This is a genomic window from bacterium, assembly GCA_019695305.1.
Classification (GTDB): Bacteria; UBA10199; UBA10199; order UBA10199; family JAIBAG01; genus JAIBAG01.
Window position 1 is genome coordinate 214,678 of the sequence record JAIBAG010000001.1, and the last position, 19,862, is coordinate 234,539.

Genomic DNA, 19,862 nt, shown 5'->3' on the forward strand with positions numbered 1-19,862 from the left:
TCGTCATAGAGTCCTTTTATTAGATGACGCTTTCACAAGTTCTGTGAAGACAGGCCTTTTTCTTGTAGGGTGAAAGCTATAAGGTGGGACTTACGTCGATAAAAAATAAAAATTAGGACAGGACTTTACTCTTTATTATTTATTTCATGTTTTTTTATAAGAAGAATAAAAAATGACTTCCTTAAACCAAAAAATGCAATCTGAAAAACTTCATAAAGCCTTCGATTTTATGAACAAAAAAAAGCTTGCCGAGGCCGAAGCGCTTTTAGCCGAGGGGCTTAAGGAAGCAGAAGTGCTGCATGATGAGCTGATGCAGGGAATGTTTTGTTCGGCATATGGTATTTTTTATAAAATTAAAAAAGATTTTAGAAAAGCCTGGAAGTATTATGAGAAAGCTGAAAAATTTATTCCCGAAGACCCTACACTTAAAATTATTTCTGCTAACTTGTTATGCGATTTTTTTGGCCAGTACGACATCGTGATTCGTAAAATGAATGAAGTTCTTACCATGGTGGGCCCCGATTTTACTTTAGTTCATCAGGCTTATACGCTTATGGGCAGGACAGCCCTTAAAAAAGGGGATAAGGTTTTGGCTATTGAATGTTTTAAAAAATCGATGGGTGATAATTTTAACGGGCTTGTAAGCCCTGTAAATTTTAACTTTAAATTACTCGAAATGTTAAGCAAACGTAAAATAGAGCCCGATTTGTGCCGTGATTTTTTAAATAAAGGAATTTCTTTTTCCAAGGCTCATAAAAATAAACCGTACGAAAAACTTCTTCTTAAAATGCTGGAGCTGTTTAATAAAACCAATTCCTAATGTACTCCCTTAAAGACTATTCCTATTTTTATCCGCCTCATTTGGTGGCGCAACATCCCTTAGAAAGTCGTGATGCCTCGCGTATGCTTGTTGTGAATAAGCAGCAAAAAAATTTTACCGATTCATTTTTTAAAGATTTGCCCAATTTTTTAAATGAAGGTGATCTTCTTGTTTTTAACAACTCTAAAGTATTTCCCTGCCGCTTGATTGGTAAAAAAGAAACCGGAGGCAATGTTGAGATTTTTTTAATTAACGAAATAAAATCTCTTACCTGGACGTGCCTGGTGCATGCATCCAAGCGACTAGCCGAAGGAACTAAAATTATTTTTGATCATAATTTTACCGGAACATTGCTAGAGGATAATGGACGTGTAAGAACTATATTGTTTGATACTCAAAAGCCTGTGATGGAATGGCTATCCCATATTGGTCATATCCCGCTGCCGCCTTATATTAAAAGAGCTGATGATAAAAAAACAGATACCGAACGTTATCAAACTATTTATGCTCAAAAAACGGGTTCGCTAGCAGCTCCCACAGCCGGTTTTCATTTTAACGAAGCGATGATGGAAACGCTCAAGACAAAAAAAATTGAAACTGCTTTTATTACATTACATGTGGGTTTGGGCACTTTTTTGCCTATAAAAAGTGATGATATTCGTGACCATGCCATGCACGGTGAAAGTTACGAAATTAGCGAAGAAACAGTAGCTCAAATTAGAAACACTAAAAAAGATAATAAAAAAGTGGTGGTGGTAGGTACTACAGCCATGCGGGCATTGGAATCGGCAGCTTCCGATAAAGTTCAAATAAAAGCGGGACCTGGTTATACCGAAAAATTTATTTATCCGCCCTATGAGTTTAAAGTGGCCGATGCTCTTTTTACCAATTTTCATCAGCCCGAATCTACACTGCTGGTTTTGGTATCTGCTTTTGCAGGGCGTGACTTTATTTTAAGTGCTTATCAGCACGCTGTGACAAAAGAGTACCGTTTGTTCAGTTATGGTGATTGCATGTTAATTATATGATTTTTTATTTGATCTTCCTGTTTTGGTCGTGCAAGAATCTTATTTCATGAAAAAAATTATCATTTTATGTATTTTAGCCTCACTTGTGTCATTTCCAGCCCAAGCACGTAAAAAGGCAAAAGCGCTCGAAGTGGCTTCACTTGAAACAACACCTCCTCCTAATACGGCTGTGGCCTTGTCGCCGCTTGAAACTAAAAAAGCAAAATCCAAGGTTGATCCTAATGAACCCAAAATACGTGTGAAACTGGGTGGGCGTCGCCATGGAATTAAAACTATCCCTATTGAAACTTATTTGGCTGGTGTGATTGGCAATGAAATGAATCGCAATTGGCCAAGGGAAGCCTTAAAAGCGCAAACGGTAGCCGCTAGATCTTATGCTCTCCATCAGATGGATCAGGCTAAAAAAGATGGGCGCAATTATGATATTGTCACCACTCAGGCCGATCAGGTTTTTAGAATGAAAGATATTAAAAATGCCTATTTAAAAAGTGTGGTTGATGAAACACGAGGTATAGTTCTTTACAAAAATGATGAAGTTGTAGAGGCTTTTTATTCATCTACCTGTGGTGGTAAAACACGTTCGGCCCGTATGGCTTCTTTATCCTATAAAGATTATTGCCAAAATGTATCCACCGATTCGTACTGTCGTTATTCTCCCCATCGCCATTGGAGTTATACGATTAGTGCTTTTGATCTAGGTGAAAAATTGGCGAAAAAAACGGATACCGCAGTAGGCACAATTAAAACACTCAAGGTTACCAAAAAAGATTCTAAATCGGGCTATGTACAAAAGCTGGTTTATAAAGGTGAAAACGGTTCCTTTGAAGTTAATTCGTCGCTTATTCGCGGTGCCTTAGGTTATATGAATATTAAAAGCCATCGATATACTGTTAAAAAAACGGGGGACAGTTTTTATTTTAGTGGTTATGGTTTTGGCCATGGCGTAGGGATGTGTCAGTTTGGCGCCAAGGAAATGGCTTCTGAAAATAAAACCTACGATGCTATTTTGGCAAAATATTATCCTAATGTGGAATTAAAGAAGTTGTACTAACTCTTTTGTCTATTCCCGTTTTTCCTTTTTTTGGAAAACGCATTTATTATGCCCTCAAAATATAAAGTAATTCAAAAAACATTTAAAAGTTTTGACGATACCGAAATTGGTTACCAAGTAGTGGGAAATGGTAGCGAGGTGATTTTTTTATTTAATGGTCTTGGTGGCAATATCACGGCATGGATGCCGCTCATTAATGCATTTGGAGAAAATTATAAATTTGTAACCTGGGATTACCGCGGGCTTTTTAAATCAAAACCACCCAAAGATATTAAAAAATTGCGCATTGAAGACCATGTGCGTGATGCCGAAATTTTAATTGAGAAAGAAAAAATTAAAAAAGCGCGTGTGGTAGGTTGGTCGATGGGTGTGCAGGTGGCACTGGAGTATTATCGTGACCACGCCAGCTTTTATGAGTCGATGGTTTTGATGAACGGTACATACGGTTTCCCGTTTGATACGGCACTTAATAGCCCAATACTTAAATATATTTTGCCCACGGTAAACGATTTAGCTAAAAAAATTGCACCTAAAATACAGCCCACCATTATGCCTATTGCACACAAGGTGATGGATAGTGAAGCCTTTATGGAATTGGTAATTAAACTGGGCTTAGTGCATGCCAATTTGGACCGTGCTGTTTTTAAGGATGTTGCCAAAGATATGGTAACCTGTGATTTGCTTATGTATCACGAAATTTTAACACATTTATCAGAGCACGATGCTAGTAACGTATTGCCCAAGGTTAAGGTTCCGGTTTTGGTTATTGGTGGCGGAGAAGACCGCTTAACACCTGTGGTAACGGCCGAAAAAATGGCTCATAAAATTTCTACATCCGAGTTACTGATTATTCCCAACGGAACGCATTATTCCATTTTGGAATTTCCCGATATCATCAATTTAAGAGTGAAACAGTTTTGGGATGAAAAACGTTAATTTATTTTTTTTGTTTCTATTTTTATTATCGTGTGAATCCCAGCTTCCGCCACTTCCTCCTCGTGTAGGTAGTATGAGTTATCAGAGTGGTTCTCTCCAGGTATGGCAGCAAGAAACCCTTGTTACACTGCAAAAAGCATTAGGAATAAGTGACGATGAAAAAAATAAAGCGCTAAATGCCGATGCCCGTATTAAATTTTTATTGAAAGATGACAATGTACAAAGCTGGAGTATATCGTACAACGGATTTGACGGTAAAGAATTACAGGCCTATCTCTTAGCTCCCTTAAAACCAGTTTCTCAAAAAATGCCCACGCTCATTGTGTTGCATGGACATGATGCCGATAACGAAGATGCCGCTTTTAATAATAAAAGTTACATGCATGGCATGGGATACCGCTTGGCCAAACGTGGTTTTATGGTGATGGTGCCGCAGTTAAGGGGCTTTTATAATTTTTCGTTTCAACACAATAGATATGTAAAAAAATTAAAACGTAATTTTGTGGGTATACAAGTGTTGGATATGATGAAGGCTCAAAGCGTGTTGGAAGGTTTAGATAGTAGTAAAGTTGGAGGTATCAAGGTAAATCCTTCGCTTAACGGCATTGTAGGGGTTAATTTTGGAGCTTTAGTGTCTCTAGTAGCCGGTGCCATGGATGCGCGGTTTGAGGTAGTTTCTAACCATGGGCTTTTTGTAGGGTTTGAAGAACTATTTTCATCACGCCATCATTTTTGTGAGTTTATTAACCCTTTGGGAGGGGTTCTCAACATGGATGATGTAGCTCTTCTTGTATATCCCCGAAAAATGCACCTTGCGATGGGGGCAAATGATAGTTTTTACGACGACTCTTCCCGTCAACTTGTTGAGCGTTTGAAGATTCACTTAGAGCCTCTTGCTCCACTTTGTGAGAATGCACCTTCTGTTAAAAACTGCCGTACGGTAGTGGAGATTGCCCCCGATAAAGGACACGAATTTATTGATTCGGGAGTGCTGGAAAGTCTTTTTTAGCCCCTTGATTTATAAGGGGGAAAGCGTTAATGGCTATGCCTTGTATGGTAAAACCCATTAGTTATAACAGACGCAAAACCCATCCCGTTTGGGTGGGAGGCATTGCCGTTGGGGGCTCTTTTCCCATTCGTGTACAATCCATGTGCACGTCGGACACTAAAAACACCGAAGCGGTTATTCGTGAAATGGAAGGTTTGGTACAAGCCGGATGCGAAATTATTCGTGTGACTGTGCCCACGCAAGCCGATTGTGATAATTTGCCCAATATTCGTGCTGCCATGAAAGCGCGAGGTATTAAGGTGCCGCTGGTGGCCGATATTCACTTTACACCATCCATTGCCATGCAAGTAGTTGAGTATGTAGATAAAGTGCGTATTAACCCCGGTAATTTTGTAGATAAGAAATTATTTAAATCTAAAGAATATACCGATGATGAATATGCCGCAGAACTCACCCGCATTCGCGAAAAATTTGTTCCACTTGTTTTAAAATGCCAAGAACACAATGTTGCCATGCGTATTGGTACTAATCACGGTTCATTGTCGGATCGTATCATGAACCGTTATGGTGATACGCCTCTTGGAATGGTGGAGTCGGCCCTTGAGTTTTTGCGAATTGCCGAAGAACTGAATTACCGCCAAATTATTCTTTCTATGAAAGCCTCTAATGTGCAGGTGATGACCGAGGCGTATCGCTTACTGGCTTCTCGTCTCGACCAATTAGGCTGGCATTATCCTCTCCACCTGGGCGTTACCGAAGCCGGCGAGGGCGAAGATGGTCGCATTAAATCGGCCATTGGTATTGGCAGCCTTTTGGAAGATGGCTTGGGTGATACCATTCGCGTTTCTCTTACAGAAGATTCGATTTACGAAGTGCCCGTGGCCTATGGGTTGGTGCAGAAATATAATAATTTATTTCACGATAAAAACGATGGAGTTTTTAAAGGGGATGATTTTCATTATGCGCGTCGTTCTTCATCCGAAAGCGTCGTTGGTGCTCTTGGCTTAGGTAGCCATCATCCCATCCGTGTGGCAATAGCTTTTGATGCGAGCAATAAAGAAAAATTTGAAAAAGAATATCAAGATTATTTGTACGACAGAAGTGGACTTGAAATGCCGCTTGAAATCATTGAATGGCAGGCGGATGATAAAACCAATCCTCAAGATCTGGTATCTCTCATCAATCGGTTTCATACAACGGGCGGGTTTAGAACAAAGCCGGAGCTGGCTTTGGTTACATCGTGTGTAGAATTAATAAAACAGGCCAAGGGTTTTTCAAAAATTGTGTGGTTAGGTTTAGACCACCTTACAGAAGTTAAAGAGCTTTGCAAAAAACAGAATTTGTTTTTGGAAGTGCGGCTTCAAGAGTCTCAAATAAGTAACGCGGCCTCCCTGGGTGTCTCCAGTATTTCATTAGATACTAAAAATTCTGTTTATGCTTATCGTAAGTTAGCTTCTTTATTGGGCCAAACACTCATCAACATTACTCTTTCTTCTTCGTCTCTTTTATCACTTTCTATTTCTGGCGGGTGTTTGCTAAATGATGGTATTGGTGACTCCATTTGTCTTTCGGGTTTTGGTGATATCTCTTCTACCGTACGTCTTTCTTACAATATTTTACAAGGAGCTCGTCTTCGCATTACCAAAACCGAATATATTTCGTGCCCTTCTTGTGGACGCACCTTGTTTGATTTACAAACTACCACCGATAAAATTAGGCAAGTTACTAATCACTTAAAGGGCGTAAAAATTGCTGTGATGGGTTGTATTGTAAACGGTCCTGGAGAAATGGCCGATGCCGATTTTGGTTATGTGGGTACGGGGCCAAAAAAAGTAAGTTTGTATGTAGGCAAAGATTGTGTAGAACGAAATATTCCCGAGGAGGAAGCAGTAGGTTCCTTGGTAAATCTTATTAAAAAACATGGACGATGGGTGGAGGAAGCTCAGTTATGAGAAAAATATTAGTCGCGTTATTTATCTTTTTAATAGTTGGCCACATCTCTAATGTTTATGCCGCACCCAAAAAATATTTAAAACCTATCATCATGCTTGATGAAGATGCTGCTGCCAAAATGAAGGGCACCAGAGGATATTGGATTGAAGTACAAGTGCCACAACGTCGACTGATTTTAGCGAAGGGCGATCATATTATCCGTATTTTTCCCGTTGCTGTTGGTCAACCCGAATACCCTTCGCCCCAAGGCTGGCGTTCTATTGATCATGTTATTTGGAATCCATGGTGGAGTCCTCCCCCTCAAAGTGATTGGGTGGAAGATGCTACGCCAATTAAACCTCGCAGCGACGATAATCCATTAGGCGAAATTAAAATGCCTTTGGGAAATCTTTACTTAATTCATGGCACTAAAGCCGTAGATTCTATTGGCAAGTGGGCTTCTCATGGTTGCATACGTATGCTGTTTGAAGATATTTTTTCATTAGTGCAGCTGATGATGAGTGAAAATTCAAAAATATCGGCGGTAGATGCTATGGAAAAAGCTAATGCCGATAAATCGCAACAATTTTCAACCCCACTTACTTCTGATATACCCGTTTTATTAACCTACAATACGGTAAAAGTAAAAGGCACCAATGTGACAATTTACCCCGATTTTTATAATAGAGAAGGAAATCGCGTTCAGACTGTGGCTAGTAAGCTAGAGCCCTATCTGGAAGATGGTCAGGTGGTTAGCTTAAAGCGTACGGGGGCTATTCTCAAAAACTTTAAAGACCAAACAATTAATTTACCCTTAAAAGAATTTTTGGGAAAACAGGTTGAGAAAAAAGAAGAAGACGAAAATGACGATAAAAAAATAGAAAAGAAAAAAACAAAAAAGACCAAAAAAGAGGGGGATGAATGAGATTTTTTATAATACTTTTAATGGGAATTTCGTTAACAGTTCAGGCTCGTGAGCCTGTTGTTAAAAAAACTTGGGAGGTTAATGGCTTAAAACAACCCGAATCGGTGATATACGATAAAGCTGCTCACGTTTTTTATGTGTCTAATATCAATGGCAGTCCCATGGCAAAAGACAACAATGGTTTTATTTCCAAAATTGACGACAATCAAAAGATTGTTTCGCTCACTTGGGTTAAAGGTTTAAGTGCCCCCAAGGGTTTGGCCTTGTTTCAAGGCAAGCTGTATGTGGCCGATATTGATGCTTTGGTAGAAATTGATGTGGCGTCTGCTAAAATTACAGGCAAGTTTGTTGCGCCTGGTGCCAAATTTTTAAATGATGTGGTGGCCGATAACGGTGCTGTTTATGTGAGTGACATGCTCACCAATACTATCCATAAACTTGAAAACGGTAAATTGACTGTATGGTTGCAAAATGCTGCTTTAGAAAATCCTAATGGTTTGTTTATAAAGGGTAATATTTTGTATGTAGGTACCTGGGGTGTGATGACCAACGGTTTTGCCACCAAAGTGCCCGGTAAAATGCTGGCCATTAATCTTAATACCAAAGAAATTAAACCCTTGGGTAATGGTGAATCTATTGGCAATTTAGATGGTGTGGAAGCCGATAGTCATGGCAGTTTTTTTGTAACCGATTGGATGAATGGCAATTTATTGCATGTGTCTAAAGATGGTGAAGCTCAAATTTTAAGCAAACTTAATGCGGGTTCGGCCGATTTAACCTATGTAAAAAATAAAAAATTGTTGGCTATCCCCATGATGAACGACGGTGTATTGGCCGGCTATACTATCGATTAAAAACCATTTTTCAAAAAGCCCGCTTTTGTATAAAGAGCGGGCTTTTTGCGTTTTAAATCTAACAAGATATTTACCTTTTTTAAATCACCTAATTTTTTACAAATAATTCTTTTCATTCTTTTTTAGATATGTCTTTATAGCAAATTGCTATTTTTGAGGTGATCGAATGGATGAGAAACAGATTACAGCAATAGGTGATGACGAAAAGGCCCGGTGGGAAAAAACGTACGATGCCATTGTTGCCGAGATTAAACAATCGATGGCCGATTTTGCCGTAGACCAAGCCTTAGCCCGCGAACTCACCAGCCAGATTGTAGCCTCCACCCGTGATGAAGAAAAAGCGGCACTTGCTAGCGACGAAGCGGTAGCTCATGGGCTTTCAAAACTGCGTAAAAATAAATCGGGTGAATTATCACAACTTTTAGAGCAACCATATTTTGCGCGTGTTGTGACCGAGGAAAATGGGCGTAAGATTGAGTTTAGATTAGGAACAGCCAGCTTTCCGGATGAACGTATTATCGATTGGCGAAAAGCTCCCATCAGCAAACTGTATTACGATTATAAAGAAGGGGAAGAATTTTGCGAAACTATCCAGGGCCGTGAGCGTGAAGGAATTATTACTCTCAAAAGGGCCTATCAGGGCGTAGAACGTGTTTTAAATGTTGTTGAAACGTCTACAGGTACTGTTTACTGGAACGATGGCAAATGGAACTTTGATGATTCGTCTCTTTTAATGTCGCGTAAGGCCGGTCAGGATGGTCATTTACCACCCATTTTATCGCTCATTACTCCCGAACAGTTTCGATTGATTACATCGGATGCGGATCTCCCTATGATTATTCAGGGTGTGGCAGGCTCTGGCAAAACAACGGTAGCTTTGCATCGCCTGGCCTGGCTTTTACACCCGGACAATTCGGATATTAAACCCAAAAATACACTGGTGGTGATGCTTAACCGTTCGCTCCGCAATTATGTAGAAACCACCTTACCGGAATTAGGCATCGAAGGGGTGAGCATTAAAACCTATTACCAATGGGTACATGGTTTGCTCAACAATATGGTTGGTCGTCGTCCTTTTGATGATGGACAAATTCATCGTACCGTTGAGCAATTTAAATCGTCGCAAGTTGTTTTGGAATTGATGGAGAAATATGTAGCGAGTACGCCACATAACGACGATAGCACCGATTATTTATCCGATTTGTTCCAGTTCTACAAATTTATTCTGCCACTTCCGTTTCCCGGTTTTGCCAAAGGGGTTGTGTGCGATCACATCAACATGCTCTTGTCCAAAAAAAGAACGGATTATCTGGACGATACGCTTCTTTTGCATCTTATCTTTAAGCGCAAAGGTTATTATCCCGTTACCGATAGAAATTTACATGCGGCCCTCGACCATATCGTGATCGACGAATGTCAGGATTTTGGTGCAGCTGAAATTGGGGCACTACTTAACGCCCTCAATGAGGGCCGGACAATTACGCTTGTCGGTGATCGTGCTCAAAAAATTGTGATGGGACGTAATTTTAAAAGCTGGGAAAGTTTTTTGGCCGACATCGGTTTTAAAGATATAAAACCCGTATCTCTTAATGTTTCATACCGTACCACCGATGAAATTATGGAAATAGCGCATGCTTTGCGCATGGACGATGAAGCGCGTCCGCAACTTTCAGCTGTGCGCCATGGCCCAGCCCCACGTATGATTAAAACAGAATCGCCCGAAATTACACCGGCTGTGGTTGGCCAATGGGTGGATGAACGGGTGCGCGAGAGTGCGCATAGTTTATCGTGTGTTATTTGTCGTAACCCTAAAGATGCAAAAATGCTCACCGATCAATTGCGTAAAATGGGACATACCTCGGTTCGTTTAGGTTACCGTGATCAGTTTACTTTTACCCCGGGTGTTGTGGTTACCAATGTGAATCAGGTAAAAGGTTTGGAATTTCGTAATGTGCTGGTGGTGGAACCTACATCGTCCCATTATCATTCCAGCAACGAAGAAGAACGTAATTTGTTATATGTGGCGGTAACGCGTGCCGAAGTGATGCTTGATTTTGTTTGCTCGGGTGAGGTGAGTAAGCTTCTTCCCGATTTCGAATTTGTAGAAGAAGTAAAAGATCCAGAAGAAGGCCCTGAACGCCCAATTAATCCGGATGAGGAATTTGAGAAGTCGATGATGGAGGATTATGGGGCAGATCGTGAAGAAGACGAGGACTAGGTTTTGGGGTCTTTGGGTGTAGGAGAGTGAAGAATGGAAAAAAAATTAGAGAATCAAGTTATTCTTATTACCGGTGCTGGCGGAGGTTTGGGACGTTCCCATGCGCTCCTCATGGCTAAGCTTGGCGCTAAAATTATTGTGAATGATCCGGGTGTATCGGTTGATGGTTCTGGTCAAGGGTTACGCCCTGCCGATGAAACGGTTTCTCTTATTCAACAAGCAGGTGGCCAGGCTGTTGCCAATTACGATTTTGTGGATTCTTTTGAAGGCGCTCAAAAAATGGTGGGGCAAGCGTTGGAGAGCTTTGGAAGGCTTGATGCCGTAGTGAATAATGCCGGCATTTTGCGTGATGGGTCTTTTAAAAAACAAGATACCGATCAATGGCAAAAAATTGTGGATGTGCATTTAACGGGTTCACGCCATGTTACCAAAGCGGCCTGGGAGATTTTTTTAAATCAAAAATATGGTCGTGTGGTGTTTACTACTAGCGGTTCGGCCCTTTTTGGAAATTTTGGGCAAACCAATTATGCCGCGGCTAAATTAGGCCTTGTTGGTTTGATGCATGCGCTTAAAGAAGAAGGTTCTAAAAATAATATTATGGTGAATACCATAGCTCCCGTGGCCGCAAGTCGCATGACCCAAAATATTTTTCCGCCCGACATGCTTTCAAAATTTGATCCAGCTTTTGTTTCTCCCGTTGTGGGCTATTTTTGCAGCCCGGCCTGTCAGGTAACCGGTCAGGTATGGAGTGTGGGGGCTGGGCATGTGGCGCGTGTGGCTTTTGTGGAGAGCGAAGGAATTAATTTTAATGATTCAAATGACATGACAATCGATTCTATTGCAGAAAAAATGGGAAAAATTACTCAGTTAGAAAATGGGAAAACATTTACCAATGTAATGGAAGAGATGGCCCATCTTCTTACGGGGAAATAAGTTATGCTTCAAACCAGAATAAAAGTAAGAGGGTATCATCTCGATATTTACGGGCATGTGAATAATGCGCGTTATTTAGAATTTTTAGAAGAAGGCCGCTGGGCGCTACTTGATCAGCACAAGGCCGTTGAAGAAGTGCATCAGCAGGGGCTTAATTTTACAATTGTTAATCTCAATATTAATTACCGCTATGCGGCTACCGCCGGAGATGAAATTATTGTAGAAACGAGCAGTTTTAGTTTTGGTAATAAAAGTGCCGTGGTTGATCAAAAAATTGTGTTAGCGCGTGATCCCTCGGTTGTGGTGGTAGATGCTAAAATTACTTTTGTACTCATGGATTCTAAAACCGGAAAAGCCGTTGTATTAACCGACGAGCTCAAAAATAAACTGAGTTAACTATCGCGATGCACTGTATCTGGCGAAAACGCTGGAATACAGGTAGCAATGTAGTCGGCGCCTTCAGGTGTTGAATATTTTACCCATTCCCCTTTTTTAGCTAAAAAAGTTTGTCCTTCTTTTACATCCAACACTTCTTTTTTAGTGGTCACTCTCACGCAGCCTTTTAATACCAAAGTATACTCGTCAAATTCGGGAGTTTGACCGGGCTCTTCCCAGCCTGCCGGGCTTGTCATATGGGCAATGCTGATATTTTCCGTTTTAGAATTAACGCGCCCCACATGTTCACGAATAATTTTGGGTTTGTTGCCGGCAGCTTCAATAACGGATGGTTTGGCAATGAGCATAAAATCTCCTTTTTATGCAGGATACTGGGCGGCAATATCGTGGGTTTCGTAAATACGCACTTTTTTAAGGGTGGCTGGCTTTGGAAACTTATTTTTTAATTCGTCAAATACCCACACGCAAATCCATTCGGCCGTGGGTTGATGGGTTTTAAAAAACGGCACATCGTCGTTTAAATATTTGTGATCAAAATACTGGTCAATAAAAGGCCGTACCAACGCTTCTACATCGTGGGCGTTAAGCAACATTCCGGTTTCTGTAGAAATGGGTCCTTCTAACGTGAGTTCCATTTTATACTGATGGCCGTGGGTGTTGGCACATTTGCCATAAACCTGCTGATTTTTTTGCAAGCTCCAGTCATCGCGATAAAGGCGATGGCCGGCACAAATTTCATAACTGCAGATTAAAAGAATGGTGTTGCTCATAAAGAAATATCCTCAATATCTTTTCCAATAGTCACTAATGCATATGGCCCCACATAGTCTGGCTTTTCATAAAAATCAAGACGCGATGCAACCCGGTGTAAAATGTAAATTTTGCCCGTATGAGCCTCTTTAAAAGCGGCTTTGGCTCTTATGACTCCGGCAGGAAGGCCGGTGATAATGTCTTCCATTTGGGCTAAGGTTAAATTTTGAGATGAAAGATCAAAACTTTTAGATTTGTAGTCGGTATGTGTATGAGGAGAAGAAATATGCATTTTATGAGCAACTAAATTGTGGTCCAGTAAAACATCCAAAGCTTTTGGATTTTGGCTATCCACTATCACTGCATGAGGATTTATCGTTTTAAGCGTCCCTAGTATTTTTTGTAAATCTCCAACATCGGTTTTAGCTACATACAAAAAATCGGCGGAAGCAATTTGTGTTTCGGTTTCGCGCGAAATTTTTTTTGTGATATCAACATGGAGGGCGTCCACCACGCATATCAGCTCACTAATTCTAAATTTATTCTTAAATTGTGGACGGGTAAAGGTCCAGGCAGTAGCCAGTGGGTCGGCAATGCCTGTGGTTTCTACAATAATGGCATCGTAATCAGAGCGTGCGGCCAGTTTTTCGATAATTTTTACCAGGTCTTCGTTTAAAGCGCAGCACAAACAGCCGTTGTCCAATTCTACAAAATCACTTCCGGCGGGAATTAAGTTTTGATCGAGTCCTACTTCACCAAACTCGTTAATAATAAGGGCATAGCGAGTTTTTTGCGGAGCTTTTAAAATGCGGCTTAACAGCGTGGTTTTGCCACTCCCTAAAAAGCCGCTGATGATAATGACAGGAATCACCCCTTTTGATAGCGTTTTTTACCCACCAAAAGCAAGAAGGTTAAGCCAAGCAAAAGAGAAGCCCAATTGGTTTTATAAGAATTTTTTACTTCTAAAGAGCAACTGGCTCCACTGCTGCCGCTATCTACCGCTTCGCGCACACGTCCTTCGCCCACGGTAGCCTGGGCTGTGGTGGTGGCATCCAAACAATCGGCTAAACCATAACCATAAACATTGTCGTAATCAGGATCCCCCAAATCGCTAAAAGTAGTGTCTTGCAAAATAGTTTTTACCTGGGTGTGAGAAAGCTGGGAGTTGGCTTCCAGCATAAGGGCTGCGCAAGCTGCCACATGCGGGGCTGCGGCGGATGTGCCGCCAAAAGGAACCTGTAAACCTCCGCCATTTCCGGTAACCTGTACATAATCAATACCCATCAAATCGGGTTTGTCGCGGGCTGTTTCTCCATTGATAGTGACGGGTCCTTCAGAGCTATAATAGGCTTTTTCATCATGCAACAAGTCATCTGAACTAATGGCTCCTACACTAATCACTTCATCTAATGCGGGATGACCATAAATACTGTCTTCTGTTTCCGTATATTCTAAATCGTTTTCTCCATTAAGACCGTACACGACCAGTTCAAAGGTAAGGCTGGATGAGTCGCTAACGGTGCGCTCTACATGCATGAGATAGCAATAGCTGCTATTGCCTAAGTTAACAATTTCAAGTGCTTGTCCGCCTGCAGCTGTGTTGGAGTCTTCCCCTGTGGTGCTGGTACCTATATAAGTACCGCCGTTAAATTCGGCATCATTGTCAAAGCAGTCGTTATCAGCGTTGGTATAAGCATCAATGATTAAATCCAAATCATTAGTGGGTTCATTAAAATCGTCATTCCATTGCAAAATAGCTTGGGAACCGCCATCGGCAATAATGTAGTTTTTGCCAGTGTCATCAAAATTATGGATATTATCGGCATCGGTATCATGAAAAGTTTCCTGAATATGGCGCCGGGCATCATTGCCGGCAGCCGTTACATAAATAACACCGGCATCAATAGAATCTTGTACGGCTTGAGCCAAGGGACCATCTTCAAAAAAAGGTTCACTGCCAAATCCCAAATCGTCCACAATAATATCTACCACGGCCGTATTGGTTAAATAATCGAGAGCATCAATCATATCGATTGTATCGGGAAAGCCGGTTGCAAAATACAATTCCGCGTTGGGGGCCATGTCGTAAATAATTTCTAGCATACCTGTGCCTTCGGAGGCACCCGCTACATCATCCGCATAATCGTTATTCCCACAATGCACACCGCTACCACCTCTTCGGCAGGTGGTATTAGAGCCGGGCAAATCACCGGATTCAACGCTATCGGCCAGGCCATCAATACCGTCTGATATAACACCTACTTTAATTCCGTCGCCGGTAATGCTAAGCCCCGAGCGCACATCATCGGCCTGCATGATGGCATTGCCTTCGGTATCCTCTTCACCTTGTTGCCGTGTGATGGGTAAAACGGGAGCTCTTACTTTTTGAATACCGTCAATTACTTCGAGTGCGCTGAGTGTTTTGGAGGTAACCCAAACTTTTAAGGTATTCCCTATTTGCTTATCAATATGCACACCTGTGGCTTTAATTTGGTTTAAGGTGGCTTCCGATGTATTGTTTAACTGAATGTAAGCCAATATTTCGCCATCACTATTTTTAATAATGTTTTTATCGGTATTAAAAGCGTTAGTGTGAGCGCTGGCACTTTTACTAATACCGGACTGTGTAGCTTGTATGAGCTCGGGGCTAATTTTATAAGTATTTCCCGGTTTAGCTAACGCAGAAAACGAAAAAGTTAACAAGCAAGCGGCTAATAAATAACGTTTCATAAGATCCTTTCAAAAAAATTAATCTCTTCCGCGCGATTGGTCGGTAGCGCGCGGTGCTACAGTATTAAACACAATACTTTTAATAATGCGTTCCACAACGGGGCGGTACATTTCCACTTTGCCAGCCTCGCCCACCCAGCCTACTTTATATTGGTTAACACCCTTGCGCATGCTGTAGGCCATTTGTTTTAAGGTGTGACCGTTTTCATCGGTGTAGGCTTTGCTGATACTCCAGCCCACCAATGTGCTGCCCACCATAAAGGTGCCGTTGCTTTCCACTTTGGTGGCATCGGTTTTAGATTTTAATAATTCTTCTTTTTCTTTTTTGGCTTCTTCGCTGTTGGCGTCGGGGTCGGTGGGGTCGGTGGGGGCTAAATAGGCTTTTAAAAGAAGGGTATCAATAACAGCTACCCCAATGCTTTCGTGATAAGTGTCGGCTTTATTTTCCAGCGGACTTTCGGCATTAAAGGCCATTTTTAAAAAGTTTTTAACACCCGATTTTTTGGGCTTAGGATTTGTTTCTACAGCCCATTTTTTGGGGAATTCGATGGAAAAATTAAGCCTATCGTTGGTGTAACGTGCGAATTTTCCTTTAACTTTTCCTTGTGATGTATTGGAGGGGGAGCTTTTAAGCCAGTCGCAGGCATTAAGAGTGAAAAGTGCTAAAATAAGGGCCAAGGTCTTCATAATCATAGGATAAGTTCCTCCACAAAAATGGGAAAGTTATCTTACACTAACTTGTAGGTATCCCCCAGCATTTTTTTGTTTTTTTCCTTGAGATTCTTAGGTTTTTGGGGTTAAAACAGCACCCCATGGCACTCGATCAACAATTTATTGAAGCTCAGCAAAAAGTGACCACTTTATCCGAAAAACCCTCGCCGGATATTTTGTTACAACTCTATAGCCTTTTTAAACAGGCTACAGCGGGTGATGTAAGCGGTAAAAAACCGGGTATGCTCGATTTTGTGGCCAAAGCCAAGTTTGAAGCCTGGGAAGGTTTGAAGGGTAAATCTAAAGAGCAGGCCATGCAGGGATATATTAAATTAGTAGAAGAATTGGTACGTAACGATAAGGCCTAATGCCCTTTTGAACGCGTTTTTTTAAATTGCGAGTTCAAAAGGGGCCATAAAGGCCTTTTTGCATTTTTATGACAAATAAAGACACCGACAAAAAAGACATTAAAGGTAAACCCATGATGGGGCGCGATATAATTGTAAAAGCGCTCGAAAACGAAGGCGTAGATGTGGTGTTTGGTTATCCTGGGGGTGCCTCCATGGAAATTCACCAAGGGCTTGCTCAAAGTAAAAAAATTCGCATGGTATTACCCCGCCACGAACAAGGAGGCTCGTTTGCGGCGCATGGTTATGCGCGTGCTACCGGTAAACCCGGTGTGTGCTTGGCTACTTCAGGTCCCGGCGCTACCAATTTAATTACCGGCATTACCGATGCCAAACTTGATAGTATTCCCCTTATTGCCTTAACAGGCCAAGTGCCTACCGGTGTAATGGGCAGCGATGCATTTCAGGAAATTGATATTGTGGGAGCCACTCTTCCTTGTGTTAAACACAGCTACCTTATTAAAGACATCCAAGATATTCCAGCCATTGTACACGAAGCTTTTCATATTGCCGTATCAGGTCGTCCGGGTCCTGTGCTCATTGACTTTCCCAAAGATATTCAGCAGCAAACCGCGGTTGTTGATTTTAATAAGCGTTTAGTACGTCCTGGGTATAGTCCTAAATATGAGCCGTCCAAAAATCAGGTAAAAAAAGCTGTAGAGTTAATTGCCGAAGCTCAGCGTCCTATTATTTATGCGGGTGGTGGAATTATTTCGGCCGAGGCTTCCGACGAATTACGCAAATTTGTGAAAAAAACCGGTATCCCTATTACCACCACGGTAATGGGCCTTGGCTGTTATCCCGAAGAAGACGATTTAAGTTTACGCATGCTGGGTATGCACGGGGCTGTTTATGCTAATATTGCTATCAATAAAGCCGATCTTGTCATCGCCTTAGGTGTTCGCTTTGATGACCGTGTTACCGGAAAACTTGCCGAATTTTGCAAAGGTGCCAAATTTATTCACGTTGATATTGATGCGAGCGAAATAAATAAAAACGTAAAAGTAGATGTGCCGGTTCAGGGCGATGTGAAACTGTTTTTAAAGGAAATGAATTCCATTGTTAAAGCGCCTCAAATTGATGCGTGGAAAAAACAAGTTGCTCAATGGAAAGAAGAATTTGCCTATAAATATGAAATTAAAAAAGACAAAATTGTTCCTCAGCATGTAATTGTAGAACTAGCCAAGCTTGCTCCTAAAGATTCAATTGTAAGCGTGGGCGTAGGACAACATCAAATGTGGACGGCGCAGTATTATGGTTTTCATACACCGCGCACCTTTTTATGTTCATCCGGTTTAGGCACTATGGGTTTTGGATTGCCCACCGCTATGGGTGCGGCCGTTGCTTGCCCGGATAAAACCGTTCTTAATATTGACGGTGATGGCAGTTTTATGATGAACATTCAGGAACTGCACACGCTGGCTCAGGAAAATATTCCCGTTAAAACCGTAGTGCTTAATAACGAATACCTGGGCATGGTGGCGCAATGGGAAGATCGTTTCTACGAATCGGTTCGTGGTCACACGCATTTGGGAGTAAGTAACCCGGCCGAAATTGCCAAAGCCTTTGGTGTAGCCGGCGAAACCATTACCAAACCCGAACAAGTTATCCCCGCCTTAAAAAAGATGCTGGCGCATAAAGGCCCGTATGTGCTCGACGTAAAATATCCTTACGACGATGCCGCGCATGGGCACGTTATCCCTATGATTCCCGGTGGGCGTACCTATCTGGATTCTATTTTACCCAATGGAAAAATTTTAAAAGACTATTGGCGTGAAAAGGGAATTTTGAGGGATTAATTGGTTTTTCCCCCGCGCATCATTGTATACCACTCTTTATTTTCTGGCGAATTGCCGAATTTCATTTGCGGGTTGTGTTTTGCCAGCAAAGCGTAAACGGGTTCTACATAAGGTGGATCCACCATTAAATGTAATAAACCGCCGCTCTTTAAATGAAACTCAAATTTTGAAACAGGAATAATATTTTTAGCGTGGGGTAGCGTGCGTATTTCTATTGTCCATAAAACGGAGTCGTTTGTTTTTCCCATCAGCACATCATAAAGTGAAGGGGCTTTTCTATTTTTATAAAAGCCTAAGCCATAAAAAACAGGCGTTACCAAACATACCAGTGCCAATAAAAAAATGATGAGATATTGCCACCAGGGCGCTTTTTCGGGAGAGAAAATAAGTAAATAAATAATCATCAAACCAAACCCACCCATTACTACATTGGCGGTAAGGATATCGGTTTTAGAGCGGGAAAGCGTTTGTTTTAACCATTCTTCCGTAGATTTTGTTTTTCTTTCCAAATACCACCAACGATACAAGCTGTATGTTGTCATTACAAAAGAGGCTACTAGCATGCCAATGGGGGCTTCTTTTCCCTCGGCGCGATTAACAAAAAACATTAATACGAAAATAGCGCTTAAAAGAAAAAAACAAATTTGAGCAACAAGAGCCTTTACGTTCATTGAAGGCGTTCCTTTACTTTGACAATCAGTTTTAAAATAAAAGGATCTGTTTCTGTTTTTTCAATTGTGTTTAAGAAGGAAAGAGATTGTTTGTCTTTTAAAACATAAAGGGCATTTAAAAAAGTAGCTTTGGGGCGTTTGGCAAATGCAGGTTTGCCCTTAAACTTTTCTACTACTTCGCTATATTGCTTTTCAATCCATGCGCGCCTGGTGTTGTCACCGGCAAAAGCATAGGCAACAGCAATTTCCCCCGATCGATTGATGAGTGTATCCAATGTATCTAAATCGAGACCTTTTGTATTTTTAATATCAATGGCGCATGTGGCGAGTTTGTCGCCGTACTCTTTAAAACCATGGAGCACTAACTGAAGCCCGGCCTGACAGCGGGTAGTATCAACTGTTGAATTGATATAAGGAGTTAAGAGAGAGCCGATATTATTTTTTTGAGCTACAAGTTCGCCTTTTATTTTATCAATGTTAGTGGGGGTGGCAAAGTATTCGTAACCCTGAATGACTAAAAAATAAAGATTACGACCGGTGCAGTAAATGGCTTCACTGATACTGCCATCCTCCGAATTAACATTGGCGGTGTCTTTTAGAATATCAGTATATGTTGTGGTGCCTTCCATACAGTCACCCGCAAAGGATAGGCGAGAAACACAGAGTAAAATTAAAAAAAATATTTTTTTCAT

20 protein-coding genes are annotated in these 19,862 nt (G+C 41.3%); 13 read left to right on the top strand and 7 right to left on the bottom strand.

The window, feature by feature from the left end:
• Positions 1-172 precede the first annotated feature (172 nt).
• The 11 genes from K1X76_00965 (at position 173) to K1X76_01015 (ending at position 12,102) form a co-directional block, all read left to right on the top strand.
• Entirely contained in the window at positions 173-820 is a 648-nt protein-coding gene (locus tag K1X76_00965) for a hypothetical protein (protein ID MBX7147629.1), read from the top strand.
• Complete coding sequence (gene queA, locus K1X76_00970) at positions 820-1,848, top strand: tRNA preQ1(34) S-adenosylmethionine ribosyltransferase-isomerase QueA (GenBank protein MBX7147630.1); 1,029 nt, start codon at positions 820-822, stop codon at positions 1,846-1,848. The genes K1X76_00965 and queA overlap by 1 nt, the downstream gene beginning before the upstream one ends.
• A 46-nt stretch (positions 1,849-1,894) precedes the next feature.
• Entirely contained in the window at positions 1,895-2,899 is a 1,005-nt protein-coding gene (locus K1X76_00975; GenBank protein MBX7147631.1) for a SpoIID/LytB domain-containing protein, read from the top strand.
• Between the two features lie 48 nt (positions 2,900-2,947).
• Positions 2,948-3,835 (top strand): alpha/beta hydrolase, encoded by an 888-nt coding sequence (locus K1X76_00980; GenBank protein ID MBX7147632.1) that lies wholly within the window; start codon positions 2,948-2,950, stop codon positions 3,833-3,835.
• A complete protein-coding gene (locus K1X76_00985) occupies positions 3,822-4,844 on the top strand; it encodes a hypothetical protein (protein MBX7147633.1) in 1,023 nt (340 codons plus the stop codon). The genes K1X76_00980 and K1X76_00985 overlap by 14 nt, the downstream gene beginning before the upstream one ends.
• A gap of 29 nt (positions 4,845-4,873) precedes the next feature.
• The gene (ispG, locus tag K1X76_00990; GenBank protein MBX7147634.1) at positions 4,874-6,796 is read left to right on the top strand and encodes a (E)-4-hydroxy-3-methylbut-2-enyl-diphosphate synthase; all 1,923 of its coding nucleotides are present in this window, start codon (positions 4,874-4,876) and stop codon (positions 6,794-6,796) included.
• On the top strand, positions 6,793-7,701 hold the full coding sequence (locus tag K1X76_00995) for a L,D-transpeptidase (GenBank protein ID MBX7147635.1): 909 nt from the start codon (positions 6,793-6,795) through the stop codon (positions 7,699-7,701). Before ispG ends, K1X76_00995 begins: the two co-directional genes overlap by 4 nt.
• Positions 7,698-8,555, top strand: coding sequence for a hypothetical protein (locus tag K1X76_01000; protein ID MBX7147636.1), 858 nt, complete (start codon positions 7,698-7,700; stop codon positions 8,553-8,555). The genes K1X76_00995 and K1X76_01000 overlap by 4 nt, the downstream gene beginning before the upstream one ends.
• A gap of 166 nt (positions 8,556-8,721) precedes the next feature.
• Entirely contained in the window at positions 8,722-10,773 is a 2,052-nt protein-coding gene (locus tag K1X76_01005; protein ID MBX7147637.1) for an AAA family ATPase, read from the top strand.
• Positions 10,774-10,806: 33 nt separating this feature from the next.
• Positions 10,807-11,706 (top strand): SDR family NAD(P)-dependent oxidoreductase, encoded by a 900-nt coding sequence (locus K1X76_01010; GenBank protein MBX7147638.1) that lies wholly within the window; start codon positions 10,807-10,809, stop codon positions 11,704-11,706.
• A 3-nt stretch (positions 11,707-11,709) separates the two neighbouring features.
• Entirely contained in the window at positions 11,710-12,102 is a 393-nt protein-coding gene (locus K1X76_01015) for an acyl-CoA thioesterase (GenBank protein MBX7147639.1), read from the top strand.
• On the opposite strand, the gene K1X76_01020 is transcribed toward K1X76_01015, so the two are convergent.
• Genes K1X76_01020 through K1X76_01040 form a run of 5 tightly spaced genes read right to left on the bottom strand, consistent with a single transcriptional unit; the run spans position 12,099 to position 16,269 of the window.
• Positions 12,099-12,449: a cupin gene (locus K1X76_01020; protein MBX7147640.1), complete on the bottom strand. Its 351-nt coding sequence runs from the start codon at positions 12,447-12,449 to the stop codon at positions 12,099-12,101. The genes K1X76_01015 and K1X76_01020 overlap by 4 nt on opposite strands.
• Positions 12,450-12,461: 12 nt before the next feature.
• The gene (locus K1X76_01025; protein ID MBX7147641.1) at positions 12,462-12,872 is read right to left on the bottom strand and encodes a 6-carboxytetrahydropterin synthase; all 411 of its coding nucleotides are present in this window, start codon (positions 12,870-12,872) and stop codon (positions 12,462-12,464) included.
• Entirely contained in the window at positions 12,869-13,723 is an 855-nt protein-coding gene (locus K1X76_01030; GenBank protein ID MBX7147642.1) for a GTP-binding protein, read from the bottom strand. The genes K1X76_01025 and K1X76_01030 overlap by 4 nt, the downstream gene beginning before the upstream one ends.
• Complete coding sequence (locus K1X76_01035) at positions 13,720-15,582, bottom strand: S8 family serine peptidase (GenBank protein MBX7147643.1); 1,863 nt, start codon at positions 15,580-15,582, stop codon at positions 13,720-13,722. The genes K1X76_01030 and K1X76_01035 overlap by 4 nt, the downstream gene beginning before the upstream one ends.
• Positions 15,583-15,600: 18 nt before the next feature.
• Positions 15,601-16,269: a hypothetical protein gene (locus K1X76_01040; protein ID MBX7147644.1), complete on the bottom strand. Its 669-nt coding sequence runs from the start codon at positions 16,267-16,269 to the stop codon at positions 15,601-15,603.
• Positions 16,270-16,394: 125 nt separating this feature from the next.
• On the opposite strand from K1X76_01040, the gene K1X76_01045 reads away from it, so the two are divergent.
• Both K1X76_01045 and ilvB read left to right on the top strand, forming a co-directional pair.
• Positions 16,395-16,661 carry an acyl-CoA-binding protein gene (locus K1X76_01045; GenBank protein ID MBX7147645.1) on the top strand — a complete coding sequence of 89 codons (267 nt, stop codon included), beginning with the start codon at positions 16,395-16,397 and terminating at the stop codon, positions 16,659-16,661.
• A gap of 113 nt (positions 16,662-16,774) precedes the next feature.
• Positions 16,775-18,499: a biosynthetic-type acetolactate synthase large subunit gene (gene ilvB, locus K1X76_01050; GenBank protein MBX7147646.1), complete on the top strand. Its 1,725-nt coding sequence runs from the start codon at positions 16,775-16,777 to the stop codon at positions 18,497-18,499.
• Here the strand turns inward: ilvB and K1X76_01055 are convergent.
• Together K1X76_01055 and K1X76_01060 are read right to left on the bottom strand one after the other, a co-directional pair.
• Entirely contained in the window at positions 18,496-19,170 is a 675-nt protein-coding gene (locus tag K1X76_01055) for a hypothetical protein (GenBank protein MBX7147647.1), read from the bottom strand. The two genes, ilvB and K1X76_01055, sit on opposite strands and share 4 nt — an antisense overlap.
• Positions 19,167-19,862, bottom strand: a complete 696-nt coding sequence (locus K1X76_01060) for a hypothetical protein (GenBank protein ID MBX7147648.1) — start codon at positions 19,860-19,862, stop codon at positions 19,167-19,169. Before K1X76_01060 ends, K1X76_01055 begins: the two co-directional genes overlap by 4 nt.